The organism is Pseudomonas sp. 20-5 (genome assembly GCF_056782835.1).
On the sequence record NZ_CM165584.1, the window covers coordinates 4,880,584 to 4,896,528 of the forward strand.

The following is a 15,945-nucleotide window of genomic DNA, read 5'->3' on the forward strand; positions in this document are numbered from 1 at the left end:
AGGCACGGCCCGCCAGGGCGCGTCAGTGCGCATATCTGCCATCCGAACCTTGCGTTGTCCCCTCCGCCCTCGCTAGCATTCCGCTCGCACGGATGCCCGTTTCACTGACAAGGACAGCACCATGAACGACACCAGCAATCCCTACGCCACCCCCGCCAGCGCCCTGCAACCGACCCAGGCGGTGCCGCCGGTCATCGGCGACTACGACTTCCGCATCGGCGACGTGATCAGCGAAGCCTGGGCCAAGATCAAGGGCGTCAAAGGCATCCTGATCGGCGCCTTCGTGGTCTACAGCGTGGTGATCCAGACCATCACCTTCATCCTCACCCTGCTCTTCGGCGGTATCGGCCTGATGAGCGAGGCCGATCCCATCGCCTTCGCGGTCGGCCAGATGATCGCCAGCCTGGTCGCCACGGCGGTGGGCTACCCGTTCTTCACCGGCCTGACCATGATCGGCATCCGCCGCGCCGCCGACCAGCCGGCGACCTTCAACGAAATGTTCAACTACTTCGGCATGCTGGTACCGCTGCTGCTCACCGGCCTGCTGATGATGCTGATGGTCTACGTCGGCTTCTTCCTGCTGATCATCCCCGGTCTCTACCTGAGCGTCGCCTACATGCTCGCCCTGCCGCTGGTGGCCGAGCGCGGCCTGACGCCCTGGCAGGCCCTGGAAACCTCGCGCAAGGCCATCAGCCGCCACTGGTTCAAGGTGTTCGGCCTGCTGCTGGTGCTGAGCCTGCTGATGCTGGTGAGCATGATCCCGCTGTTCATCGGCCTGATCTGGACCGGCCCGCTGTTCGTCGTCTCCATGGGTATTCTCTACCGCACCATCTTCGGCGTTCGCCCGCTGGGCAACTGAGGTGCAGACCGGGCCGTCGCGGCGGCCCGGTTGCCTGATGACGCCACGCTGGCTAGCATCTGACTTTCCCCGACACGGCCCCCCGATGCCACCGAACGCAGCCGCTCGCCTCGTCGCGCCCGCCTCCCGGCCAGGCGCCGAGGTCCTCGACACCCACTACCACGTGGAAACGCCGGAAGGCATCGACCTGCTCCTGCGTCCCGCCGGCGTCGTCCCCCGGGCCCTGGCCTATACCATCGACCTCTGCATCCGCGGCCTGATCATGCTGGTGCTGATGCTCGGCCTGGCGTTCCTCGGCAAGCTCGGCGCCGGCCTCGGCCTGCTGCTGACCTTCATCATGACCTGGTGGTACATGGTCCTCTTCGAGGTGCTCAACCAGGGCCGCTCGCCCGGCAAGCAGATGATGGGACTGCGCGTCGTCCACGACGACGGCACTCCGGTGGGCTGGGCCGCGTCGCTGCTGCGCAACCTGCTGCGCTTCGCCGACATCCTGCCCTTCGGCTACGCCCTCGGTCTGCTCTGTTGCCTGAACCATCCGGCCTTCAAGCGCCTGGGCGACATCGCCGCCGGCACCCTGGTGGTCTACCGCGAACCCGAACTGAGCCGGCCCAGCCTGCCTGACGTCGAGCCGCAACTGCCGCCCTTCCCCATGAGCCTGGAAGAACAGCGCGCCTTCCTCGGTTTCGCCGAACGCGGCGCGGCGCTTTCCTCGGCACGCCGCGAGGAACTGGCGGGCATTCTCGCCGAACCGCTGGGCGTCGAGCCGGTACGCGCCCAGGCCGAGATCAACGGCATCGCCCGCGGCTTTCTCGGCCTGCGTCAGGAGAGCGCATGAAACAGAGCCTCTTCGAACAGCGCCACCAGGCCGCCTGGCAACGCTTCGACAAACGCCTCGTCTTCCTCGAGAAAGGCAAGAAGCTGGAAGGCTCCAGCGACGACTTCGCCGCCGATTACCGGCGCCTCTGCCAGCAACTGGCGCTGGCCCAGGAGCGCGGCTACAGCAGTCACCTGATCGACCAGTTGCAGCAACTGGCGATGCGCGGCCACCAGCAGTTCTACCGGCACCGCAGCCACCTCGGCAGCCGCATCCTCGGCTTCCTGCTCGCCGGCCTGCCGCGCCTGGTCCGCGAGGAGTGGCGCAGCATCGCCGTGGCCAGCCTGCTGTTCTACGGCAGCGCCCTGCTCATGGGGCTGCTGGTCTATCACTTTCCCGACCTGATCTACAGCGTGGTCAGCCCGGACAAGGTCAGCGAGATGGAGTCTATGTACGCCCCGGAAACCACCCGCCTGGGTCCGTTGGGGGCACGCGACACCAGCGACGACTGGGAAATGTTCGGCTTCTACATCATGAACAACATCGGCATCGCCTTTCAGACCTTCGCCAGCGGCGTGCTGCTGGGACTCGGCAGCCTGTTCTTCCTGCTGTTCAATGGCCTGATGATCGGTTCGGTGGCCGGCCACCTGACGCAGATCGGCTACGTGCAGACCTTCTGGCCGTTCGTCATCGGCCACGGCGCGTTCGAACTGACCGCCATCACCTTCGCCGGCGCCGCCGGCCTCAAGCTCGGCTGGGCGCTGCTCGCGCCAGGTCGCCTGATCCGCGGCGAAGCCCTGCGGCTGGCCGCCCGGCGCAGCGTGCAACTGATCGCCGGGGTGATCGTGCTGTTGCTGCTGGCGGCCTTCACCGAGGCCTATTGGTCTTCCATCAGTCATTTCGAGCCGCGGGTGAAGTACGCGGTCGGCGCGGTCCTCTGGCTGCTGGTCGGCAGCTACTTCCTGTTCGCCGGACGGAGCCGCCATGCGCCTGACTGACGCCAGCGTGGCGATCCGCCCGCGCAGCGCCTGGGAAGCGCTCGACCTCGGCATCCTCCTGGCGCATCGCCATGCGCGCCTGCTGATGGGCAGCTGGGCGTTGCTGACCCTGCCGCTGTTCGCCGTGCTCAGCCTCCTGCTGTGGCAGCATCCGACCCTGGCGATCCTGATCTTCTGGTGGCTCAAGCCGGCCTTCGAACGACTGCCGCTGTATATTCTCTCGCACGCCCTGTTCGGCGATACGCCAACCCTGAGGCAGGCCCTGCGCGCCTATCCCGCCCTGCTGAGGAAGCAGTTGCCGGCCAGCCTGCTGTGGCGCCGCTTCAGTCCGACGCGCAGCTTCGACCTGCCGGTCCTGCAACTGGAAGGACTCGCCGGGGAGCCCCGCAGCCAGCGCCTGATCGTATTGTCCCAGCGCAACGCCGGCGGCGCGACCTGGCTGACCGTGGTCGGCGTGCACCTGGAAATGGCGCTCTGGGCCGGCTTCGCCATGCTTCTCTACCTGCTGATCCCGGCGCAGAACGAGATCGACTGGAACTGGCAGAGCCTGCTCGACCCGGAAGCCGGCGAGTGGCTCTGGCTGGAGCACCTGTCGAACCTGCTCTACGTCCTGGTGCTGGTAGTCTGGGAGCCGATCTACGTGGCCTGCGGCTTCACCCTCTACCTGAACCGGCGCACCGAACTGGAGGCCTGGGACATCGAGCTGGTGTTCCGCCGCCTGCGCCAGCGTCTGGTCGGCAGCGCCTATGTCCTGCTGCTCGGCCTGACCGCTTCGCTGGCCTGGCTGCCCGCCCCTTCCGCCTATGCCGAGCCGGCGGCCGCCACCAGCGCCGGCGAAGCCGAGCTGCCGCCCGAGCAGGCCCGCCTGCTGCGGCAGAAACTCAACAGCGAACAGGCCGGCAAGCAGATCCGGGCGATCGTCGACGGCGCGCCGTTCAAGAACAGCGAGACCGTTACGGGCTGGCGCTTCGGCGACAAGACCGAGAAAAAGGACAGCCGCAAGGAGGACGAAGAGCGGCTCAAGGCATTCTTCGAGGCCCTGGCCAACTGGGTGCCGTTCCGTCACGCGGCGCAGGTCATCGAAGTGCTGCTCTGGGCGCTGCTGTTCAGCGCGGTGTTCCTGCTGGTCTGGCGCTACCGTGAATGGCTGCGCCTGTTCGTCGGCAACCTGGGCTTGCCGCAACGGGCCCGCCGCGAAGCGCCGACGGTGATGTTCGGCCTCGATCTCAGTCCGGAAAGCCTGCCCGACGACATCGCCGGCAACGCCGAACGGCTCTGGAACGAGAAACCACGGGAAGCCCTCGGCCTGCTCTACCGCGGGCTGCTCAGCCGACTGCTGCATGACTACCGCCTGCCGTTAAAGGGCTCCCATACCGAGGGCGAGGTCCTGCGTCTGGTCGAAGGACTGGAGCAACAACGGCCGCTGCTGCACTACAGCCAACTGCTGACCGCCCAATGGCAGGCGCTCGCCTACGGCCACCGGCTGCCGGCCGACGACGCTCGCCAGCGCCTCTGCGACGGCTGGCGCAGCCTTTTCGCCGCGGGAGCCAAGCCATGATGAGCCGGCGCGCGCGCTTCCTGCTGCTGGCCGTGCTCCTGCTGCTGGCCGGGCTGCTGGCGATCTTCCTGGCCAGCCGCCTGCAACCCTATACGGAGACGATTGACCTCGGCCCATCGCCGGAGGCCCGGCGCAATCCCTACCTGGCCGCCGAACTGTTCCTGCGCAAGCAGGGGGTCACGGTGAGCCGCGCCGACGGCCTTGAGGACCTCAAGGAGCTGCCGCCCTCCGGGCATACCCTGCTCCTGCTCGGCAGCCGCTCCGGCATGACTCCCGGCCAGGCTCGCCGCCTGCTGCAATGGAGCGAGCAGGGCGGGCACCTGGTGCTGATCGCCGAACGCCTGTGGGACGAGGACGAGAAGAAGAGCGGCGACCTGCTGCTCGACAGCCTGGATATCCGCCAGTACCTGACCGAGGACTTCGACGACAGCCAGGACCGGGCCAGCGAGGAAACCGCCGACGCCGACGAAGGTAGCGTCGACGACCACGCGACCGAAGCGCCGCCGGAGGACACCGCCGGCGAGGAAGAAGAGCCCGCCGACAGCGTGCCGGACTATTCCGCACTGACCCGCCTGTACCTGGAAAACGAGCGCTCGCCGGCCTACATCGGCTTCGATCCCGACTACCACCTCTACGATCCGCAGAACCACGCCTACGCCTGGGCCAACAGCGGCGACGCCACCCACCTGTTGCAGATGCAGCACGGCAAGGGCCTGGTCACGGTGCTCACCGACGCCTGGATCTGGCAGAACCGCAACATCGAGCAGTACGACAACGCCTGGCTGCTCTGGTACCTGACCCAGGACAACCAGGTGACCCTGCTCTACCGCGCCGAACGCGACAGCCTCGCCACCCTGCTCGCCCGCCACTTCCCCGAGGCCCTGGCGGCAGCGCTGCTGCTGTTGCTCGCCGGCCTGTGGCGCACAGGGCTGCGCCAGGGTCCCTTGCAGCCGGTGGCCAGCCGTTCGCGCCGGCAACTGGAGGAACACCTGCGCGCCGGCGCCGACTTCCTCCTCCGCCAGCGCGGCCACGTCGCCTTGCTGCACGGTCTGCAACGCGACATCCTGCGCAGGGCGCGGCGTCGCCACCCCGGTTTCGAACAGCTCGGCGTCGCCGAGCAATGGCAGATCCTCGGGCGCATGACCCGCCTGCCACCCAGCGCCATCAGCCAGGCCATGCGCCCATATCCGGCGCAGCGCCTTTCCGCTGCCGACTTCACCCGCCAGGTCGCCCACCTGCAAAGCCTCAGGAATGCCCTATGAGCGAACAGACGCCCGAACAACCGAGCACCGCGCCCAACCCGGCGCTCCAGCGCCAGCGCGCCAGCCAGCTGGCCCAGGCCCTGCGCACCGAACTGCAGAAAGCCCTGATCGGCCAGGGCGCAGTGATCGACGACGTGCTCACCGCGTTGCTCGCCGGCGGTCACGTGCTGGTGGAAGGCGTGCCGGGGCTCGGCAAGACCCTGCTGGTACGCGCCCTGGCGCGCTGCTTCGACGGCGGCTTCGCGCGCATCCAGTTCACCCCCGACCTGATGCCCAGCGACGTCACCGGCCACGCCGTATACGACCTCGCCAGCGAGCAGTTCAAGCTGCGCAAGGGGCCGGTGTTCACCCACCTGCTGCTGGCGGACGAGATCAACCGCGCGCCGGCCAAGACCCAGGCCGCCCTCCTGGAAGTGATGCAGGAGCGCCAGGTCACCCTGGAAGGACGCGCCCTGCCGGTGCCGCAGCCGTTCATGGTGCTGGCGACGCAGAACCCGATCGAGCAGGAAGGCACCTATCCGCTGCCGGAAGCCGAACTCGACCGCTTCATGCTCAAGCTGCGCATCGATTACCCGGCCGAAGCCGAGGAACAGACCCTGGTGCGCCAGGTGACCCGCTCCGCGCGCAGCGACATGCTCGACGTGGCCAACCTGCGGCCGCTGCTGAAGGACAAGGACGTTCTCGCCCTGCAGCGGATCGCCAGCGACCTGCCGATCGACGACCAGGTCCTCGACTATGCCGTGCGCCTGGCCCGCACCACCCGCAACTGGCCGGGCCTGGCCCTCGGCGCCGGACCTCGCGCGTCGATCGCCCTGGTCCGTTGCGGCCGGGCGCGGGCGCTGCTGCGCGGCGGCGAGTTCGTGGTGCCGGACGACATCAAGGGCTGTGCCCTGGCGGTCCTGCGCCATCGGGTCCGGCTGTCTCCGGAGCTGGACATCGAGGGGCTGTCGGTGGACCAGGTCCTGCAACAGTTGCTCGACCAGGTACCGGCCCCCCGCGTATGAAGCCATCGCGCGCCCTGCTGGCGCTGTTCGCCGCGCTCCTGCTGCTGGCCATCGGCCTGGGCAGCCTGTCGGCGCTCGGCCAGCGATTGCCTGCGCAACTGCATACATTCTGGTGGGCGGCGCTCGCCGCGCTGCTCCTGCTCGGCCTGCTGGACGCCCTGTGGGCGCGCCGCCAGGCGGTGCCGAAGCTGAGCCGCCAGCTCAGCGGCAACCTGCCGCTGGGGCGCTGGAGCGAAGTGCGTCTGCATCTGCAGCACACCTATCGGCGTCCGGTTCGCCTGACCCTGTTCGATCACCTGCCGGCCGGCATGGATTTCGAGTACCTGCCGCAGGAGGTCGAACTGCGCCCGGGCGAAAGCACCGAGGTCGGCTACCGGGTGCGGCCGCTCAACCGCGGTCACTTCGTGTTTCCCCGCTGCGAGCTGGAACTGCCCAGCCCGCTGCGCCTGTGGCGGCAGCGCCGCTACCTGGAAGCACGCGGCGAGACCCGCGTCTACCCGGACTTCGCCCACCTCTACGGCGCCGAACTGATGGCGGTCGACCACTGGCTCAACCAGATCGGCGTACGCGGCGGCCAGCGCCGCGGCCTCGGCCTGGAGTTCCACCAGTTGCGCGAATTCCGCGACGGCGACACCCTGCGCCAGATCGACTGGAAGGCCACCGCTCGCAAACGCACGCCGATCGCCCGCGAATACCAGGACGAACGCGACCAGCAGATCCTCTTCCTGCTCGACTGCGGCCGCCGCATGCGCAGCCAGGACGGCGACCTGTCGCACTTCGACCATGCCCTCAACGCCAGCCTGCTGCTGGCCTACGTGGCCCTGCGCCAGGGCGACGCGGTGGGCGCCATGACCTTCGCCGGCGACGACCGCCGGCATCTCCCGCCGGGCAAGGGCAGCGCCCAGCTCGGCGCGCTGCTCAACACCGTCTACGACCTGCAGACCAGCCAGCGTCCCGCCGATTTCCCGGAAGCCGTGCAGGCGGTGCTGTCCCGCCAGCGGCGGCGGGCCCTGGTGATCCTGGTAACCAACCTGCGCGACGAGGACGACGAAGAACTGCTCGGCGCGGTGAAACGCCTGGGCCGCCAGCACCGGGTGCTGGTCGCCAGCCTGCGCGAGGAAGTGCTCGACACCCTGCGCCACGAGCCGGTCGCCCGCTACGAGCAGGCGCTCGCCTACACCGGCACCATCGACTACCTGAATGCGCGCAACGGCCTCCACGAGAAGCTCGCGGCCCACGGCGTGCCAGTGCTCGATGCTCGTCCCAGCGAACTCGGGCCGGAGCTGATCAGCCGCTACCTGGGCTGGAAGCGCGCCGGCGTGCTTTGACGGATCAGACCGACTGCGGCTGGCGGGGGAAGCTGAAGTAACGGCGCAGCGCCTCCACCAGTTCGAGGAATTCGGCGGGCGGCGCCAGCAGGTGGAAGCCGGAATCGAAATGACCGGGCGTGACGTCCTCGCAGGTCCACCGGCAGTCGGCGGAAAAATCGATGCATTGCGGGCGACCGCCCAGTCCCGGAACCTTCAGGCGCAGTTCGAAACGCGCGCCGACCAGCATCGGCAATTGGCTGATCAGCAGCAGGCCGTCCTCGGAGACGTTGCCGATGTAGCCCATCGGCTTATCGGTGATGCGATTGAACACCTTCAGGTAGCTGGGCAACTGATGGCGCTGGATATGTCGTTGAAGACCCATAATGGCATTTCGCTATGATTTGCAGTCCAGTATGACGATGCCGGCGCTCGGGGAACAAGCTCAGCGGCAGCGTTCGGACTCCCGCGAGGCCAGTTCGCGACGAATGGCGTCCAGCTCGGCATCGCTCAGATAAACCGGCCCGCCGCCGGCGTCCTGCCGATAGAAGCGGCCGCCGCGTTCGAGCTGGGACAACTGTTGCCGCAAGCGCCCGCATTCCTCGGCCAGCGCAGCCTGGCGCTGGCCGGCACGTTCGGCGGCGGCGGTGCGTTCCTCGCGACGAGCATCGAAATACTCCTGGGTGCGCTGCTCGCGCTGGCGGGTCGCGGCGTCACGTTCCACCACCTGCGGCCTGACTTCGACGCGTTGCGCGCCGGCCGGTGGCGTGGCGGAGAAGTGTACCTTGCCCTGGGCATCGGTCCAGCGATAGATGTCCGCCTGCGCCAGCACGGGCATCAGGGCGACACAGAACCACAGGGCACGCATGCGAACCTCCTCCGTGAAATCCAGGGCGAAGCTTACCGGATAGACCGGTGTCCCATGCGACCGACGGTCAGCCTGAACGCCCGTCCAATCCCTCCCGGCCGCCTACAGGCGGGTCGGCACGGCGCTGGCCGAGGCCGGCGTCTCGCTCAGCCGGCCCAACTGGCGCAACGTCTCCAGCCGCGCCTTGGCACGGTAGGCATATTCGCTGGTGGGGTAACGGGCGATGATGAAGTGGTAGGTCTGCGCCGCGTCAACGAACAGGCTCTGGCGTTCCAGGCACTGGCCGCGCAGCAGCGAGATTTCCGGCTGCAGGTAGGGCCGCGCGCGAATCCGCCGTTCGGCCCGCGACAGGTCGAGCATCACCTGTGCGCAATCGCCTTTGTCGTAGGCGCGGTAGGCCCCGTTCAGGTCGCTGTTCAGCGACCAGCTGTTACAACCGGTGGCACTCAGCGCCAGGCAGGCAACGATCAAGCTTCGCATAGGCATATCCTCCGTTGGGAACTGTATCGGCGCGTATTGGCGTGACTGAAGGGCCTGACTAGACTGGGGTGGCTCTCGCCCTGGCGCCAAGGAGATGCCATGCGCTTCGCCCGCCGTCTCGTCCTGCTCCCATTGTTGTCGCTGCTGGCCGCCTGTTCGCCGACCACGCCGCTGTTCGTCGCCCAGGTGACCACTGGCGAAGTCGCCGAATACAAGCAGATGAAGAGCAACCGCATGACCGCCGCCATCGAGGAGGAAGGCGACCTGCTGACCTACAGCGCCATGGCGATCCGCGACAACAGGAGCGCCGAGGCGGAGAAGCTCTACCTCACCGGCTACGACAATAGCCGCTACAGCGCCGAGGTGCGCGGTATCTCGCTGTACCAGATCGGCCTGATCTACATGAGCCGCTACAACGACCAGCGCGACGACGCCAAGGCCACCGACTACTTCCAGCGCGTGGTCCGCGAGTTCCCCGGCACCCACGCCGCCGAGCATGCCCAGGCGCGCCTGCTGGCGATGCGCCAGCGAGCCAGGGAGCCGGTGCAGAAGAGCGCCCGCGAATTGCTCGCCACCTGGAAGCCACAGCAGAACCTCGACCTCTACAAGACCAGCCTCGACCCGGACATGACCCTGCTGTCGCGCCGCGCGGTGCTCAAGGATCGCGTCGACGAAGCCGCCGAGCTCTACCTGCTGGCGGTCAACGATCCGGCGATTCCTGCCGGTATAAAGGAAAAGGCCCTCTACCAGCTCGGCCTGATGTACCTGGCGCCGGACAACCCGCACCCGAACCGCGACAAGGCCATCGAATACCTGCGCCGCCAGTTGCTCGACTATCCTGAAGGCGAATTGTCGAACAAGGCCGGCCGGCACCTCGACCAGGCGCTCAACGTGCAACCTCGCTGATCCCCGCCGGACTGACCCAGATCAAGCGCCCGTCGCGGCGCCTGGTCTGCAATGGCATTCCCGCCCAATGCCAGGAGCGTTGCCATGAACCTGCATAACCTGCTGGTGGTCGTCGACCCGAGCAGCGACGAACAGCCGGCCCTTACCCGTGCCCAGTGGATCGCCGAACGCAGCGGTGCCAGCGTCGAGTTGCTGCTGTGCGACTTCAACCCGGCGCTGGACGGCGGGCTGTTCTTCGACAGTCACTCGCTGCAGCGTGCCCGCGACCTTTACCTGGACGAACGGGTCACCTGGCTGGAGCAGCTTTCCATGCCGCTGCAGCAGGCCGGCATCCGCACTCAGGTCGAGGCCCAGTGGGGCAAGCCGCTGGACCGGATGGTCCTACAACGGGTCGGCGAAACCCGGCCCGACCTGGTCCTCAAGAGCACCCGCAAGCACAACCTGCTGCGCCGCCTGCTACTGGGCAACAGCGACTGGCAATTGATCCGCCACTGCCCGCAGCCGCTCTGGCTGGTCCATCACGACGCCTGGCGCGGCCAGCGCCTGTGCGCGGCGCTCGACCCGCTGCATGCCAGCGACAAGCCGGCCGCCCTCGATCACCGGCTGATCGCCGCCGCCCGCCAGCTCGAAGCCAGCCTGGGGCTGCGCGCCGACTACCTGCATACCCACGCGGCGATGCCGCGCAGCCTGCTGTTCGACGCGGAAATGCTCGCCGGCTACGAGCGTTTCGTGCTGCAACATGAGGAACGTCACCGCCAGGCCTTCGACGACCTGCTGGCAGCCTACCCGGAGATCGCCGCGGAGCGCCGCCACCTGCTGGCCGGCTATGCCGAGCAGGCGATCCCCGACTTCGTCCGGGCCAACGACATCGACCTGCTGCTGATGGGCGCGGTCGCCCGGGGGCACCTGGACAACGCGCTGATCGGGCAGACCGCCGAACGCGTCCTGGAGGAGGTGGAATGCGACCTGCTGGTGCTCAAACCGACAAATGACATCTGATGCAGATAGTATGACTCCGCAGTCGCCGCCGAGCCTCGCCGGTGGTAGCCTGCACGCCAGCGTTATCCAAGGAGTCCTTTGCATGTCCGTTCGCCGCACCAAAATCGTCGCCACCCTCGGCCCAGCCAGCAATTCCCCGGAAGTGCTGGAGCAACTGATCCTGGCCGGGATCGACGTCGCCCGCCTCAACTTCTCCCACGGCACCCCCGATGAACACCGCGCCCGCGCCAGGCTGGTGCGCGAACTGGCGGCCAAGCACGGCCGCTTCGTCGCCCTGCTCGGCGACCTGCAAGGACCGAAGATCCGCATCGCCAAGTTCGCCAACAAGCGCATCGAATTGCAGGTCGGCGACAAGTTCCGCTTCTCCACCAGCCACGCCCGCGACGCCGGTACCCAGGAAGTGGTCGGCATCGACTACCCGGACCTGGTGAAGGACTGCGGGGTCGGCGATGAACTGCTGCTGGACGACGGCCGGGTGGTGATGGTGGTCGAGGAAGTCGCCGCCGACGAACTGCGCTGCCGGGTGCTGATCGGCGGCCCGCTGTCCGACCACAAGGGCATCAACCGCCGCGGCGGCGGTCTCACCGCGCCGGCGCTGACCGACAAGGACAAGGCCGACATCAAGCTGGCCGCGGACATGGACCTGGACTACGTGGCCGTTTCCTTCCCGCGCGACGCCAAGGACATGGAATACGCCCGCCGCCTGCTCACCGAGGCCGGAGGCAAGGCCTGGCTGGTAGCCAAGATCGAGCGCGCCGAGGCGGTCGCCGACGACGACGCACTCGACGGCCTGATTCGTGCCAGCGACGCGGTAATGGTGGCCCGTGGCGACCTCGGCGTGGAAATCGGCGATGCCGAGCTGGTCGGCATCCAGAAGAAGATCATCCTGCACGCCCGCCGCAACAATAAAGTGGTGATCACCGCGACCCAGATGATGGAGTCGATGATCCACAGCCCGATGCCGACCCGCGCGGAAGTCTCCGACGTGGCCAACGCCGTGCTCGACTACACCGACGCGGTGATGCTCTCGGCGGAAAGCGCCGCCGGCGAGTACCCGGTGGAAGCGGTGAAAGCCATGGCCCGCGTCTGCCAGGGCGCCGAGAAGCACCCGACCAGCCAGAAATCCAGCCACCGCCTCGGCCAGACTTTCGACCGCTGCGACGAGAGCATCGCCCTGGCGTCGATGTACACGGCCAACCACTTCCCGGGGATCAAGGCGATCATCTGCCTGACCGAAAGCGGCTTCACCCCGCTGATCATGTCGCGCATCCGCTCGTCGGTACCGATTTACGCCTACTCCCCGCACCGCGAGACTCAGGCTCGCGTGGCGATGTTCCGCGGCGTGGAAACCATCCCCTTCGACCCGGCGGCGCTGCCGGCGGAGAAGGTCAGCCAGGCCGCGGTCGACGAGTTGCTCAAGCGCGGCGTGGTGACCAAGGGCGACTGGGTTATCCTGACCAAGGGCGACAGCTACACCGCCCAGGGCGGCACCAACACCATGAAGGTGCTGCACGTCGGCGACCTGCTGGTATAAGCGCACGTCGCGGCGGATAACGCCCGCGGCGTTATCCGCCCTACGGACCGGCGCTCCGCTAACTCAACGTGGTGTAGGGCGAATAACCGCCACGCGGTTATCCGCCATTTCAGACGCCTCACGGCGAATAACGCCTATGGCGTTATCCGCCCTACGGACCGGAGCCCCGCTGGCCCAACGTGGGGTAGGGCGAATAACCGCTACGCGGTTATCCGCCGTTTCAGCCGCATCGCGGCGAATAACGCCTGGGGCGTTATCCGCCCTACGGATCGTCGCTCCGCTGGCCCAACAGCGGTGTGCTCAGGCGAACCTGGAGAAATCCGGCTGGCGCCGGTGCATGAAGGCGCTGAGCGCCTCGATCGCCTCGGGCGAGCGCAGTCGGGTACTGAAGATATCGCCTTCCTCGGCGATCACCCGGCGAAGCTCCTCGATAAACGGCGCTTTCATCAGGCGCTTGCTCTCCACTACCGCCGAGGGCGCCAGGTGCAGGAAGCGCCGGGCCGCATCGCGGGCGTGCTCCAGCACCGTGGCGCCATCCTCCAGCGCCGCATTGGCCAGGCCCCAGGCCGCCGCCTGCTCGCCGCTGAAGTCCTGGCCGAGCATCAGCAATTCCGCAGCCCTGGCATGACCGAGCATGCGCGGCAGGATCAGGCTTGAGCCGAACTCCGGTGTCAGGCCGAGGTTGACGAACGGCATCTTCAATCGCGCATTGCGACCGACGAAGACCAGGTCGCAATGCAGCAGCAGGGTGGTGCCGATACCCACCGCCGGTCCGTTCACCGCGGCGATCACCGGCTTGGGGAATTCCAGCAGAGCGCTCATGAAGCGGCCGACCGGGCTGTCGCGCAGGGATGGCGGTTGCTCGAGGAAGTCGAGGATGTCGTTGCCGCTGGTGAAGCAGGCATCGCCGCCAGTGATCAGCACTACCCGCACAGCCGTATCGGCCTGCGCCTCCAGCAGCGCCTCGGCCATCCGGCTGTACATCGCGCGGGTCAGCGCGTTCTTCTTGTCCTGGCGGTCCAGGCGCAGGGTCAGCAGCCCCGCTTCGCGTTCGACCCGAATCAGCTCGCTCATCGTCACTCCAGGGATGCGGCGCAGGGCCGCGGCAATGGCTGCAAGGCACCGCCACCGCGCCGCGTCAGGCGTGGGGCAGGAACAGGTCCGCCAGGGTCTGGCTACGCGGTACGCCGGCCAGGTAGAGATGCCGGGCGAAGCGTTCGACGCTGGCGGGTTGGCCGCAGAGTAAGGCCATGCTGCGCCGCGGAACAAGGCGGAGATCGGCCAAGGCAGAGGGCAACTGCGCCGCCGACACCAGGTTGACGCGCACTTGCGGATGACGCCCGGCCAACTCCGCCAACTCGCTCGCCAGGTAGTGGTCGCGCGCCAGGTGCAGCAACTGGATCGGCGCCTGGTGTTCCGCGCGCAAGGCCTCGCGAAGTATCCCCCAGAGCGGCGCCAGCCCGGTACCGGCGGCCATCAGCAACAGCGGTCGCTCCTGCCAGTCCGGCTCGTAGCGCAACGCCCCGCCGCGCAACTCGCCCAGACGCAGGAGCGCGCCAGGCGCCAGGCGCCGGGCGCGGTCGCAGAACGCGCCGGGAGCGCTACAGTCGATGTGGAACTCCAGCCATGGGTCCTCGTGAGGCAGGCTGGCCAGCGAATAGGGACGCGCCACGCCATCGTCGCTCCACAGCAGCAGGTGCTGCCCGGCGCGATAGCGCAAGGGCCGCTCCGGCTCCAGGCGCAGGCGCAGCACATCGCCCAGCCAGTGGCAGGCGACGACCCTGGCCGGCAGCCCGTCGCGCTCAGGATCGAAAGGCTGCAACACGAGGTCGCCGAGCACCCGGCACTGACAGGCCAGCCGCCAGCCCGCTTCGCGCCGTACCGGATCGAGCGCCTCCGGGAGGGTGTCTTCCACCTCGCCCTGCAGGCAATGCACCAGGCAGGCGTGGCAACTGCCGGCGCGGCAGCTATGGGGCACGGCGATGCCACCGGCGAGCAGCGCATCCAGCAGGTTGCTGCCGGCGGCGACGGCAAGGCGTCGCTCGCCGACCCGTATGTCAGGCACTGGTGACCTCCCAGGTGGCGTCGCAGCGGTTTCGTCCGCCGCGCTTGGCACGGTAGAGCGCCTGGTCGGCCCGCTGCAAGGCCTCGTCGAGATCGTCGTCGGCATACAGCAGGGTCATGCCCACCGAAAGGCTCAGGGTATCCACCGTGACCCCGACCGGTTCCGCCTGTTGGAACGCCAGGCGCAGGCGCTCGCAACAGCTTTCCAGCTGTTCCGCGTCGGCATGGGGCAGCAGCAGGACGAACTCCTCGCCGCCGTAACGGGCCAGGACGTCGCCATCGCGCAGACAGGAACGCGCCACCGCGGCGAAGGTCTGCAGGACCCGATCGCCGGCGGCGTGGCCGTGGCGGTCGTTGATCCGCTTGAAGTGATCGAGGTCGATCAGCGCCAGGCCGTGCTGCCGGTTCGGCAGCAGGTCTTCCAGCGCCCGGCTGGCCATGCGCATGAAATGCCGGCGGTTGAACAGACCGGTGAGTTCGTCGGTGGCCACCAGGTCTTCCAGTTGGCGCATCATGCCGCGCAGCGTGTCCTGGTGCGCCTGCAAGGCATAGCGGCGCTGGCGCATGCGTTGCCGCATCGCCTGTATGTAGCTGGCGAACAGGCTCAGCCAGACCATTACGATGAACATCACGAGCACCTGCAATGCAGCCCGGCCCGGTAGCTCGAGACGCTGCTGCAAGGCCTCTACCAGGTAGATGCCGGAAAAAGCGATGAACGCCAGCGCCGCACAGCGGGCGAAGACCCGCGGCGGCAGTTGGAACACGCCGAACAGCAGGGCCAGCACGTAGAACACCATGAAGGTGCCGCGCAGGCTGTCGACGTGGTAGAGGAAATAGGTCAGCCAGGCGATCGCCACCAGCACCTGCGGCTCGGTCAGGCTGGGATCGGCGTAACGCAGGTTGCGTCCGCTGGCGAACAGCCAGAGGAAGGCCAGTTGGCAAGCCACCACCAGGGTGGTGCTGGCCGCCGCGGTGGTCGGCGCTGCGCGGTAGAAGCCGCTGAGTAGCGCCAGCCAGAGCAGGACCAGGCCGAGCAGGTAGGTGCCTGCGGCCATGCCGAACCGGCGGAGCAAGAGCTTTTGCAGCGCACGCTGTTTCAGAGGAGGCTTGTCTGTGCGCATGGGCTCCGTCCCGTAATGGCACCTGGCCGCAATGTACCCTGCCCCCTGCGGGTTGCCTAGTCGAACGAACTGCCAGCTAGCGGACCGCGGATTTATCGGCCGACCAGCCGGCTGGCCGACCAAGGTCTGATCGTCGGCGCGTGCGCCCGTCTCGCCGGAACGGCTATACTG

Annotated in this window: 16 protein-coding genes; 10 read left to right on the plus strand and 6 right to left on the minus strand. The window is 67.8% G+C overall.

Features of this window, described 5'->3' with window-relative positions:
• Positions 1-121 precede the first annotated feature (121 nt).
• Genes AC1RB9_RS22480 through AC1RB9_RS22510 form a run of 7 tightly spaced genes read left to right on the plus strand, consistent with a single transcriptional unit; the run spans position 122 to position 7,823 of the window.
• Positions 122-859: a hypothetical protein gene (locus AC1RB9_RS22480; RefSeq protein ID WP_003101171.1), complete on the plus strand. Its 738-nt coding sequence runs from the start codon at positions 122-124 to the stop codon at positions 857-859.
• A 37-nt stretch (positions 860-896) separates the two neighbouring features.
• On the plus strand, positions 897-1,694 hold the full coding sequence (locus AC1RB9_RS22485) for an RDD family protein (protein WP_003123273.1): 798 nt from the start codon (positions 897-899) through the stop codon (positions 1,692-1,694).
• A complete protein-coding gene (locus tag AC1RB9_RS22490) occupies positions 1,691-2,671 on the plus strand; it encodes a stage II sporulation protein M (RefSeq protein WP_003455436.1) in 981 nt (326 codons plus the stop codon). The genes AC1RB9_RS22485 and AC1RB9_RS22490 overlap by 4 nt, the downstream gene beginning before the upstream one ends.
• Positions 2,658-4,229: a DUF4129 domain-containing protein gene (locus tag AC1RB9_RS22495; RefSeq protein ID WP_003120854.1), complete on the plus strand. Its 1,572-nt coding sequence runs from the start codon at positions 2,658-2,660 to the stop codon at positions 4,227-4,229. Before AC1RB9_RS22490 ends, AC1RB9_RS22495 begins: the two co-directional genes overlap by 14 nt.
• Complete coding sequence (locus AC1RB9_RS22500) at positions 4,226-5,491, plus strand: DUF4350 domain-containing protein (protein WP_003455438.1); 1,266 nt, start codon at positions 4,226-4,228, stop codon at positions 5,489-5,491. Before AC1RB9_RS22495 ends, AC1RB9_RS22500 begins: the two co-directional genes overlap by 4 nt.
• A complete protein-coding gene (locus AC1RB9_RS22505) occupies positions 5,488-6,495 on the plus strand; it encodes an AAA family ATPase (protein WP_003112780.1) in 1,008 nt (335 codons plus the stop codon). Before AC1RB9_RS22500 ends, AC1RB9_RS22505 begins: the two co-directional genes overlap by 4 nt.
• Positions 6,492-7,823 carry a DUF58 domain-containing protein gene (locus AC1RB9_RS22510; RefSeq protein WP_003455441.1) on the plus strand — a complete coding sequence of 444 codons (1,332 nt, stop codon included), beginning with the start codon at positions 6,492-6,494 and terminating at the stop codon, positions 7,821-7,823. The genes AC1RB9_RS22505 and AC1RB9_RS22510 overlap by 4 nt, the downstream gene beginning before the upstream one ends.
• Positions 7,824-7,827: 4 nt before the next feature.
• On the opposite strand, the gene AC1RB9_RS22515 is transcribed toward AC1RB9_RS22510, so the two are convergent.
• From AC1RB9_RS22515 to AC1RB9_RS22525, 3 genes are all read right to left on the minus strand, one after another.
• On the minus strand, positions 7,828-8,187 hold the full coding sequence (locus AC1RB9_RS22515) for a PilZ domain-containing protein (protein WP_003093898.1): 360 nt from the start codon (positions 8,185-8,187) through the stop codon (positions 7,828-7,830).
• A 60-nt stretch (positions 8,188-8,247) separates the two neighbouring features.
• Positions 8,248-8,670: a DUF4124 domain-containing protein gene (locus AC1RB9_RS22520; protein WP_003093901.1), complete on the minus strand. Its 423-nt coding sequence runs from the start codon at positions 8,668-8,670 to the stop codon at positions 8,248-8,250.
• Between the two features lie 102 nt (positions 8,671-8,772).
• Positions 8,773-9,156 carry a tetratricopeptide repeat protein gene (locus AC1RB9_RS22525; RefSeq protein ID WP_003120855.1) on the minus strand — a complete coding sequence of 128 codons (384 nt, stop codon included), beginning with the start codon at positions 9,154-9,156 and terminating at the stop codon, positions 8,773-8,775.
• A 93-nt stretch (positions 9,157-9,249) separates the two neighbouring features.
• On the opposite strand from AC1RB9_RS22525, the gene AC1RB9_RS22530 reads away from it, so the two are divergent.
• From AC1RB9_RS22530 to pyk, 3 genes are all read left to right on the plus strand, one after another.
• On the plus strand, positions 9,250-10,056 hold the full coding sequence (locus AC1RB9_RS22530; RefSeq protein ID WP_003455444.1) for a tol-pal system YbgF family protein: 807 nt from the start codon (positions 9,250-9,252) through the stop codon (positions 10,054-10,056).
• An 84-nt stretch (positions 10,057-10,140) separates the two neighbouring features.
• Positions 10,141-11,055: a universal stress protein gene (locus AC1RB9_RS22535; protein ID WP_003093926.1), complete on the plus strand. Its 915-nt coding sequence runs from the start codon at positions 10,141-10,143 to the stop codon at positions 11,053-11,055.
• A gap of 82 nt (positions 11,056-11,137) precedes the next feature.
• A complete protein-coding gene (pyk, locus tag AC1RB9_RS22540; RefSeq protein WP_003093930.1) occupies positions 11,138-12,589 on the plus strand; it encodes a pyruvate kinase in 1,452 nt (483 codons plus the stop codon).
• 300 nt (positions 12,590-12,889) lie between these two features.
• Here the strand turns inward: pyk and AC1RB9_RS22545 are convergent, their stop codons facing one another.
• The 3 genes from AC1RB9_RS22545 to AC1RB9_RS22555 all read right to left on the minus strand — a co-directional run bounded on the left by AC1RB9_RS22545 (position 12,890) and on the right by AC1RB9_RS22555 (position 15,774).
• The gene (locus tag AC1RB9_RS22545; RefSeq protein ID WP_003101155.1) at positions 12,890-13,663 is read right to left on the minus strand and encodes an enoyl-CoA hydratase; all 774 of its coding nucleotides are present in this window, start codon (positions 13,661-13,663) and stop codon (positions 12,890-12,892) included.
• A 64-nt stretch (positions 13,664-13,727) separates the two neighbouring features.
• Complete coding sequence (locus tag AC1RB9_RS22550) at positions 13,728-14,654, minus strand: iron-sulfur-binding ferredoxin reductase (RefSeq protein ID WP_003455448.1); 927 nt, start codon at positions 14,652-14,654, stop codon at positions 13,728-13,730.
• A complete protein-coding gene (locus AC1RB9_RS22555) occupies positions 14,647-15,774 on the minus strand; it encodes a GGDEF domain-containing protein (RefSeq protein WP_003101151.1) in 1,128 nt (375 codons plus the stop codon). The genes AC1RB9_RS22550 and AC1RB9_RS22555 overlap by 8 nt, the downstream gene beginning before the upstream one ends.
• Positions 15,775-15,945: the final 171 nt, after the last annotated feature.